A 9,343-nucleotide genomic window follows, 5' to 3' on the forward strand; every position below is an offset into this window, starting at 1 on the left:
CCGGATGCCGCCGACACTGGGGGCGCTGCTGCGCACGCCGAGTCTGCGTCTGCGCCTGCTCACCGGGCAGGACCGCACGCACCGCCAGGTGGAGTGGGTCGCCGTCAGCGAGCTGGCCGACCCCACCCCCTACCTGGCCGGGGGAGAGCTGGTGCTCACCACCGGTGTGCGGTGGGTGGACCGCCTCCCCGACCTGCGCGCCTACGTGGGCCGCCTGGCCGAGCGCGACATCGCCGGGATCGGCTTCGGCGCGGCCGTCAACTTCGAGCACACCCCCGAGGAACTCGTGGCCGCAGCCGAGGAGTTCGGAGTGGCCCTCGTGGAGGTCCACCGCCTCACCCCGTTCATGGCGGTCGGCAAGGAGGTCTCCCGGTTGCTCGCCCAGGAGGAGTACGAGGGGTTGAACCGGGCCTTCGCAGCCCAGCGCGCGCTCACCCGGGCCGCGCTCACCGGCGCGCCCGCCGTGGTGGACCGGCTCGCCCGCGAACTCGGCGGCTGGGTGCTGCTGCTCTCCCCGGACGGCGCGGTCCGGCACGCGGCCCCCGGGTCGGCCGCCGCCCGAGCCCCCGGGCTGGCCGACGAGCTCGCCCGGCTGCGCGGCGCGGGACCCCGGGCCAGTGTCTCGGTGGCCTCGGAGGGCGACCGCGTCTCCGTCCAGCCCCTGGCCACGAGCGGCCGGGCGCGGGGGTTCCTGGCGGTCGGCGGGGTCCGGGTGTCCGGGTCCGATGACCGCACCCTGGTCAACGCGGCGGTGTCCCTGCTCTCCCTCGAACTCGAACGGCCCTCGCCCGGTCCGGTCGCAGGAGTGCGCTCGGCCGTGCTCACGGCGCTGCTCGACGGTGCCCTCGACCCGGCGCACCCGGGCGCGGCCGACCTGCGGGCGGTGCTGCCCGCCGAACCCGTGGTGGTGGCCGTCGGCGCGGCCGTTCCGGACGGGCAACGCCCCGAGCGCGTCCTGGTGGCCGGGCACGAGGGCCGCACGGTGGTGCTGGCCGCCGCGGCCACCGACGCCGCGGTGTTCGGGGAGGTGCTGGCGGGACCGGTCGGCGTGAGCGCCGCGATCGGCTACCCGGACCTGGCCGCCGCCCGTTCCCAGGCCGAACGCGCGCTGGCCGCCGCCACCGAGGAGGGGAGCGACCTCCAGCGCTACGACCAGCTCCCGGGGGGCCTCCTCGGTCTGCTGGACACCCCCGCCGGGGTCCGGCTGGCCGACGACCTGCTGGCCCCGATCGACCAGCAGCGGGCCGCGCCCGAACTGCTCGCCTCGCTGCGCGCCTACCTGGCCGCCTCGGGCCGCTGGGACACCGCGGCCGAGCGGTTGGGCGTGCACCGGCACACCCTGCGCTACCGGATGCGGCGCATCCGGGAACTGCTCCCCGGCGACCTGGACGACCCCGACCACCGCACCGAACTCTGGATCGCGTTGCGTGTGCGCGAGGGCCGTCACTGACACCGGGCGTCCGCGTCGGCCCCCGACCGCCCCGGCGTTGGGGGAAAGTGGCACCGGTTTCCGGCGTTCGCCAGGTGGGGGCGCGGAAAATGCACCACAATGGCCCCGATAGCTGGGGGTAGTCATTCGATCACTTGTGGTCGGATGGTCAGGGGGGCGTCGTGAGGTCACTACAGGACGACGAACAGATCGGCGGTCTCGGGTCCTACCCGACCACGGAGGGGCGGATCGCGGACCGCGGCCGGGCGGCGGGCGGGATCGGCGCGGCTTCCCTGCGCTGGAAGACACCGGCGGACCAGGGCGGGGTGCGCTCCTTCCTGGCCTACCTGCGGGCCTGCCTGCGTCGCGAGTCCGTCCTCACCCACGTGGTGCGCGCCGAGCGACTGAACACCGACACCTGCGCGTGCCTGCCCGCCGGTCCCGAACTGCTGTTCAGCGGGGCCAGGGACACGCTGCCCCCGCACCCCGAAAGCGGCAGGGTGACCCGCCTGGCCGTGCGGCGCGGTCAGGCGCTGCGCTACGGCTACCCCCTGGTGATCCTCGGCGAGGGCCCGGACCGCGTGGCCCTGCCCCTGCTCACCGTGGACGTCCGCGCCGTGGAGGGGCCCGGGACGGCGGGAGCGTCCGGCCTGCCGGGCACGGGACCGGGCCCCCTGGTGCGCGCGGTCGGCAGGCCCGACGTCAACCCCGCCCTGCTCGCCCGGCTCGGCATCACCGACCCCGAGGACCTGTTCGAGCTGCGGGCCCGGCTCCGCTCCGGGGCCCCCGACCCCACCCACCGGCCCGCCGCGGTCGCCGACCTCGCCGCCAAGGTGCGCACCCTGCTCACCCGGCTGGAGATCGAACGGGTGGATGACATCGCCCCGCTCGGCACCCGGGGCAGGCCCCATCCGCTCACCCCCGGGGCGCACAACACCGCTGTGCTCTTCCGGGCGGGCCCCTCGGGGGCGGGCGGCGGAGGCGGGAGCGAGCCGGGGGCAGCGGACGGGGTACTCGCCGACCTCGACCCCACGGACCAGCACGGACTCGATCCCGGCGCCATCCCCGGCACCGCTCTGGAGTCCCTGCTCGGCAGCGCCGCCCACCCCGCGCCCGCGGCCGGGGGCGCCGACCGCTCCAGGGCCTGGCCCGTCCCCGATCCCCCGCGACGCGGTTCGCGCGCTCACCGTCGCGGGACAGCGGACCGCGACCACAACCCCCCGCCGGTCCCGGTCTCGGCCACCGACCTCAGCCAGGCCCAGTACGCGGTCCTGTGCGCCGCCATGCGCGATCAGCTCACCGCGGTGGCCTCCCCTCCCGGCAGCGGCGTCCACGACCTGGTCGACGCGCTGGTGCGCACCGCCGTCGCCTCCGGGCAGCGGGTCCTGGTGTGCGGCCGGACCGAGGCCGACCTCGACGCCGTCCTGGCCCGGGCGGAGACCACCCCGGCGCACCCGGTCGTGCGCGCGGGCGGTGCCGGCGACCGCGCCGCCGAACAGTGGCAGCTCACCCGCCTGCTGGCCCAACACACGGAGTCCGCGCCCGGGACGGGTCGGCCGTTCGCAGGGGAGGACGGCCCCGGCCACCGCGACGACCTGGTCGCCGCCTGGAACCGGGTCCGCCGGGTGTGGTCGGCCATGGACACACTGGCCGCGGACGGCCACGTCCTCGCCCGCCTCGCCGAGGAGCGCGGCCGCAGCATCGCCCGAGGCTGGGCTCCCGAGACGCTCTTCACTCCCGAGCACGGCGGCCCCGAGTACTGGCTGCACCGGGCCGAACGCGCCGCCGCGGGCGGTCTGGGCGGACTCCAGCACCGCGCCGCCGTCCGCCGCGAACTGGGCGTGGCCACCGATCCCGAGGGCCTGGAGCAGCTCTGCGCCGTGGCCCGCCTGGAGAGCGAGTGGCGCGCGGCGGTGGACCGCAGGACCCGCTGCGCGCCCCTGAACGAACTCACCGAGGAATTGGCCGACGCGTGGGCCCAGCACAGCCGTGCCAGCGCCGCCTGCCTGGCCTCGGTGACCGGCCCCCGCCTCCGGCGCGGCCGCACCTCCATCGAGAACCGTGTGGAGGCGCTCAACTGGCACCACGACGGGGGCTGGCCCGGTCCGGCCAACCTCCTGGACGCCCTGCCCGTGTGGGCCTGCCGCACCGACCAGGCCCGTGCCCTGCCCTCGGAGGCCGGGATGTTCGACCTGGTGGTCGTGGTGGGAGCCGAGCGGACCCGGGTCAGCGAACTGCTCCCCGTGCTCTACCGGGCCAACCGCGCGGTGGTGGCGGGCGACCCGGCTCACGCGGGCCCGGCCAGCGTGCTGGAACCGGAGGAGGAGCGGCGGGCCCTGGCCACCGCCGGGCTGGTCGCGGGCCAGCTCGACGACCGCGCGCTGCGGCACGGATCGGGTTCCGCGCTGCGGGCGGTGCGCGCGGCCACCACCACGACGCTCTGGCTGGACGAACACGACGGAGCCCCGGAGGACCTGGCCGCGGTCGCGTCCCGGCACTGCTACGGAGGACGGCTCGTGGTGGCGGTCCCGCCCCGAGGAGCCGGGCGGCCCGCCTTCGAGTGGCGCGACGTCACGGGGGAGTGCGAGGCGGCTCCGGGGTCCTCCTACGTCAACCGGGAGGAGGCCTACCGGGTGGCCGTGATCGTGGCCGAGCTCGACAGGGACCTGCCCGAGGGCAGCGGCCTCGCGGTGGTGGCACCCCTGCAACCGCAGGTGGCGCTGCTGCGCAGGCTGCTGCGCCAACGCCACCTGCGTCGCCGGGTCCGGGTGGGCGGGCCCGACATGCTGGACTCCGACGCCGCCTCCGCCGACGTCACCGTGCTCTCCCCGATGCTCGCCGCCGGGGCTCCGGCCATCGCCGAACGGCGGGTGCGCCAGATGACCCACCTGTGGTCGTCCCTGCTCACCCGGACCCGCGAACGTCTCGTGGTGGTGGGTGACCGGGCGCACTGGTCCGGCGGAGACGGTCCCCTCGGCGACCTCCTCGGGGGCCGCTCCGGGCCTGGCGCCACCCCGGCCGGCATCGCCCTGGTGGAAGCCCTGCGCACGGCCGGAACCGACGTGGAGGCGGGACGCCGCTTCCACGGGTGGACCGCCGACCTCGTGGTCAGCTACGGCTCACGGCGCGTGGTCCTGCTGCTGGACGGGGAGCCGGACGGCCCCTCCCTGCGCCGGCTGCTCACCAGGGGGGACGCGCTCAACGAGGTGACCGACGACCTCGTGGTGGTGGTCCCCGCCTGGCGCTGTCTCACCGATCCCCGGACGCTGGTGGAGGAGATCCTGTCCGCCTGCTGACGCCTCCTCGCGCCGCCCGGTCGGGGGCGAGTGCCCGCGTCCTATCCTGGAATGACGGACACACGCTCACAGAAGGGGACACGGGTGCCTGAGGGTCACACGCTGCACCGGCTGGCCGCGCACTTCGAGAAGACCTTCGGCGGCGGCACGGTGAGGGCCAGCAGCCCCCAGGGGCGCTTCGCCGAGGGTGCGGCCCGGATCGACGGCCGGGTCCTCACCGAGAGCGAGGCGCACGGCAAGCACCTGTTCCTGGGCTTCGACTCCGGCGAGTGGCTCCGCGTCCACCTCGGCCTCTACGGCGCCTGGTCCTTCGGGGACGCCGACGGCGAACGCCACCTGGGCGCCCCCCGCACCGAGGGAGCCGAACGCCTCGACCTGAGCCGCGACCCGGACGGCTTCGTGGTCCCGCCGGAGCCGGTGGGCGCCGTCCGCGTCCGCCTGGTCAACTCCTCGGGTTGGGCGGACCTGCGCGGCGCCTCGGTCTGCGAGGTCATCACGGTGGACGACAAGCACGCCGTCCAGGCCCGGCTGGGACCGGACCCGCTGCGCGCCGACGCCGACCCCGAACACGCCTGGCGGGTGGTGAGCCGGTCCCGCAGCAGCCTCGCGGTGCTCCTCATGCGCCAGGACGTCATCGCGGGCATCGGCAACATCTACCGGGCCGAGTCCCTCTTCCGCGCCGGGCTCGACCCCCTGACCCCCGGACGTGAACTCACCCGGGAACGCTGGGACGCTCTCTGGGCCGACCTCACCGGACTCCTGGAGGACGGCGTCCGGGACGGGTACATCATCACCACACGGCCGGAGGACCGGCCCGACCCCGACGCGCGCCCGGTGCCCCGGCCCGACACGCTCTACGTCTGCTACCGGACCGGGGACCCCTGCCGCGTGTGCTCGTCTCCGGTCTCCGCCACCGAGCTGTCCGGGCGCACCCTGTACTGGTGCCCCGGCTGCCAGGGGTAGCCGAGCCCCCCGGCCCCGCACCGCCGCCCGGAAATTGCCCGGGTGCCCGCCGCTCCCGTGGGTACAATCCCGTGTCGATCGCTTAACCGGTTCAGTGAAACGGGTGTTCGGAGCCCGGATCCCGGATGGTGACGGGAGGAGAGAGGACGTGAGGGAAACACTGTGGGTGCTCTGATGCGGAGGCCGACGATCATGGACATCGCCCGCGCGGCGGGGGTGTCCAAGGGGGCGGTCTCCTACGCGCTCAACGGGCGCCCCGGGGTCTCCGAGGAGACCCGGAGGCGCATCCTGGACATCGCCCACGACCTGGGGTGGGCTCCCAGCAAGGCGGCCCGGGCGCTGTCCCCGGGCGGCCGGGTCGGCGCGGTCGGGCTGGTCGTGGACCGGCCGGCCCGCTCGCTCGGCATCGAACCGTTCTTCATGCAGCTGGTCTCCGGTATCGAGACGGAGCTCGCCTCGACCGGGGTGGACCTCCTGCTCCAGGTCACCGACGACGCCGGGGCGGAGCTGGAGGTGTACCGGCGGTGGGCCTCGGAGCGCCGGGTGGACGGGGTGGTGATGGTCGACCTGCGCGCGGACGACCCCCGGCCGGCCGCGGTCCGCTCCCTGGGCCTGCCCGCCGTGGTTCTGGGCGGCCCGGACGGCGTGGGCGGCCTGCCCTGCTTGTACACCGACGACGGCGCATCGGTCCGGGAGGTGGTCCACTACCTCGCGGCGCTCGGGCACCGGCGCGTCGCCCGGATCGCCGGGCCGGAGGAGCTGGTGCACACCCGGGTGCGCGGCGCCGCCTTCGAGGAGGCCGCCGCCGGCGCGGGCCTGTCCGGAGCGTACTCGGTGAACGCCGACTACACGGGGGAGGCGGGGACCCGGACCACCCGGCGCCTGCTGGCCTCCGCCAACCGGCCCTCCGCGCTGGTCTACGACAACGACCTGATGGCGGTGGCCGGGCTCGGCGTGGCGGGGGAGATGGGCGTGGACGTGCCCGGGCAGCTGTCGATCGTGGCGTGGGACGACTCCACGCTGTGCCGCCTGGTGCGGCCCTCACTGACGGCGATCAGCCGGGACGTGGTGGGTCACGGACGCCAGGTCGCGGCGATGCTCGCCCGGGTCCTGGACGAGGAGCGGGTGGAGAGCGAGGAGACTCCGGTGGGGGAGCTGCACCCACGGGGGAGCACGGGGGTGCTGGTGGGGGACCCCGAATCCGCTGTTACAAGCGGATAACACCGAAGTGTCGGGGATTGACGGGGTTCGCCGGTCCATGTTGTTGTTAACGTCACTTACCCGGTTCAGCAACGGTCCTTCGCTCCCTCTCTTGGGAGCGCTCCCAGCCTTTCGAGTCAGGATCGGCTTCCCCCCATACGAAGGGCCGACCGGGTGGAAGGAGGAGTCGAGATGAGATCTCTGAGGCTTTCCGCCGCTCTGGCGGCGCTGGGGNGTGGCCAGCGCGTGCTCGGGCGAGGGCGCAGGGGGCGATTCCGGGGGCTACCCCCGGAACGAGACGCTGTACACCACAGGTACCGCCTGGGGTCCCCCCACCAACTGGAACCCGATCATGGAGGGCAACTACGCGGTCGGGACCGTGGGTCTGGTCTACGAGCCGCTCTTCGTCTTCGACCCCAGCGAGGGCGCGTACACGCCCTGGTTGGCCGAGAGCGACGAGTGGCCGGACGAGAACACGCACGTCATCACCCTCCGCGACGGGGTCGAGTGGACCGACGGTGAACCCCTGGTCGCCCAGGACGTGGTCACCACTCTGGAGCTCGGGCACTTCGACATCCACTACAGCAACGTCTGGGACTACCTCGAAAGCGCCGAGGCCACCGGTGAGCGCGAGGTGACCCTCACCTTCTCCGACCCGCGCCCGCAGGAGTGGATGAACTGGGTGGCCAACCGTGCCATCGTCCCCGACCACATCTGGGCCGACAAGAGCCAGGAACAGGTCAACGACGACCCCAACCGCGACCCGGTCGGCACCGGTGCCTACGTCTACGAGAACCACGCGGACGACCGCATGGTCTGGCGGCGCAACGACGACTGGTGGGGCACCGAGGCCCTCGACCTGGAGATGAAGCCGACCTACATCGTGGACATCGTCAACGCGTCCAACGACGTCACGATGAACATGCTGAACAACCACGAGGTCGACCTCTCCAACAACTTCCTCCCCGGCATCGACCAGGTCATCAGCAACGACAACAACATCACCAGCTACTTCGCGGGCCCGCCCTACATGCAGTCCGCGAACACCGCCTGGCTCGTCCCCAACCACGAGCACCCCGCCCTCGGCGACCCCGAGTTCCGGCGGGCGCTGGCCCACGCCGTCGACACCAGCCAGATCGTCGAGGGCCCCTACACCAACCTCGTCGAGGCGGCCGACCCCACCGGCCTTCTCCCCCAGTGGGAGGAGTACATCGACCACGAACTGGTCGCGGACGAGGGCTTCACCTACGACTCCGGCGAGGCCGTGGCCATCCTCGAGGCGGCCGGCTACCTGGACGAGGACGGTGACGGCTTCGTCGAGACCCCCGACGGCGAACCCATCACCCTGTCGCTGGAGGTCCCCTCGGGCTGGAGCGACTGGATGGAGGCGGCCAACGTCATCGCCGAGAACGCACAGGAGGTCGGGATCAAGGTCGAACCCGCCTTCCCCGAGCACGAACTGCTCATCGAGAACTTCCGCAAGGCGGAGTTCGACCTGATGATCAACAACGACCGGAGCCTCAGCAACACGCCCTGGACGTACTACGACTTCATCTTCCAGCTGCCGATCCGCGACCAGCAGACCACGGCCAACTACGCCCGGTACGAGAACGAGGAGGCCTGGGAGCTGACCGAACAGCTGGCCGCGACTCCCGCCGAGGACGCCGAGGGCATGGCCGCGATCACCTCCGACCTCCAGGGCATCTTCCTGGACGACCTGCCGATCATCCCGCTCTGGTACAACGGCATGTGGTCCCAGGCCAGCAACCAGGTGTGGACCAACTGGCCCAGCGAGGACGAGGGAACCCCCGACAACTTCGCCACCATGTGGAACCACATGTACCAGATGGGCGCGATCTACACCCTCGCCGAGATCGAACTGGCCGAATAGCGCACACGTGGGACGCTCCCCGCGCGGAGCGTCCCACCACCCGCGCTCCCACACCTGGAGGACACCCGTGTGGCGCTACATGGGCCGAAAGATCGGCATCTACGGCATCACCTTCGTCGTGGCGGTCACCATCAACTGGATGATCCCGCGCTTCATGCCGGGCGACCCCGTCCGGAGCATGCTCAGCAGGGCCTCGGTCTCCGACCCGGAGGCCCTGGAGCGGATGACCGCCTACTACAACGAGGTCTTCGGCCTCGACACCCCGCTCCACCAGCAGTACTTCAGCTTCTGGGCCGGACTCTTCCGAGGTGACCTCGGGCTCAGCGTGTGGCTCTACCCGGAGCCCGTCACCGACGTCATCCTCCGGCACGTGCCCTTCACCCTGGCCCTGCTGCTCCCCGCCATCATCCTCAGCTGGATCATCGGCAACCGCTTCGGCGCCTTCGCGGCCCGGAGCAAGATCCTGGACAACACCGTCCTGCCGATCGGCTACATCCTCACCGCGATGCCCTACATGTGGATCGCGATGCTGCTGGCCTACTCGCTGTCGGGGGGCGGCGGGTT

General features: G+C 73.2%; 4 protein-coding genes and 2 pseudogenes. All 6 read left to right on the forward strand.

From position 1 onward, the window contains the following. The first annotated feature begins 4 nt into the window (after nucleotides 1-4). Nucleotides 5-1,450 (forward strand): PucR family transcriptional regulator, encoded by a 1,446-nt coding sequence (locus tag D452_RS0102405; RefSeq protein ID WP_017542558.1) that lies wholly within the window; start codon nucleotides 5-7, stop codon nucleotides 1,448-1,450. A gap of 161 nt (nucleotides 1,451-1,611) precedes the next feature. Further along, entirely contained in the window at nucleotides 1,612-4,725 is a 3,114-nt protein-coding gene (locus D452_RS0102410) for a DEAD/DEAH box helicase family protein (protein ID WP_017542559.1), read from the forward strand. Between the two features lie 84 nt (nucleotides 4,726-4,809). Then, nucleotides 4,810-5,688, forward strand: a complete 879-nt coding sequence (locus D452_RS0102415) for an Fpg/Nei family DNA glycosylase (RefSeq protein WP_017542560.1) — start codon at nucleotides 4,810-4,812, stop codon at nucleotides 5,686-5,688. A gap of 174 nt (nucleotides 5,689-5,862) precedes the next feature. Then, on the forward strand, nucleotides 5,863-6,909 hold the full coding sequence (locus tag D452_RS27590; RefSeq protein WP_017542561.1) for a LacI family DNA-binding transcriptional regulator: 1,047 nt from the start codon (nucleotides 5,863-5,865) through the stop codon (nucleotides 6,907-6,909). A 171-nt stretch (nucleotides 6,910-7,080) separates the two neighbouring features. Further along, a pseudogene (locus tag D452_RS0102425) lies at nucleotides 7,081-8,779 on the forward strand (ABC transporter substrate-binding protein). Between the two features lie 67 nt (nucleotides 8,780-8,846). Then, a pseudogene (locus D452_RS0102430) lies at nucleotides 8,847-9,343 on the forward strand (ABC transporter permease); the annotation flags it as partial.

The sequence above is a fragment of the Nocardiopsis prasina DSM 43845 genome, from assembly GCF_000341265.1.
In the GTDB taxonomy this organism is placed as follows: Bacteria; Actinomycetota; Actinomycetes; order Streptosporangiales; family Streptosporangiaceae; genus Nocardiopsis; species Nocardiopsis prasina.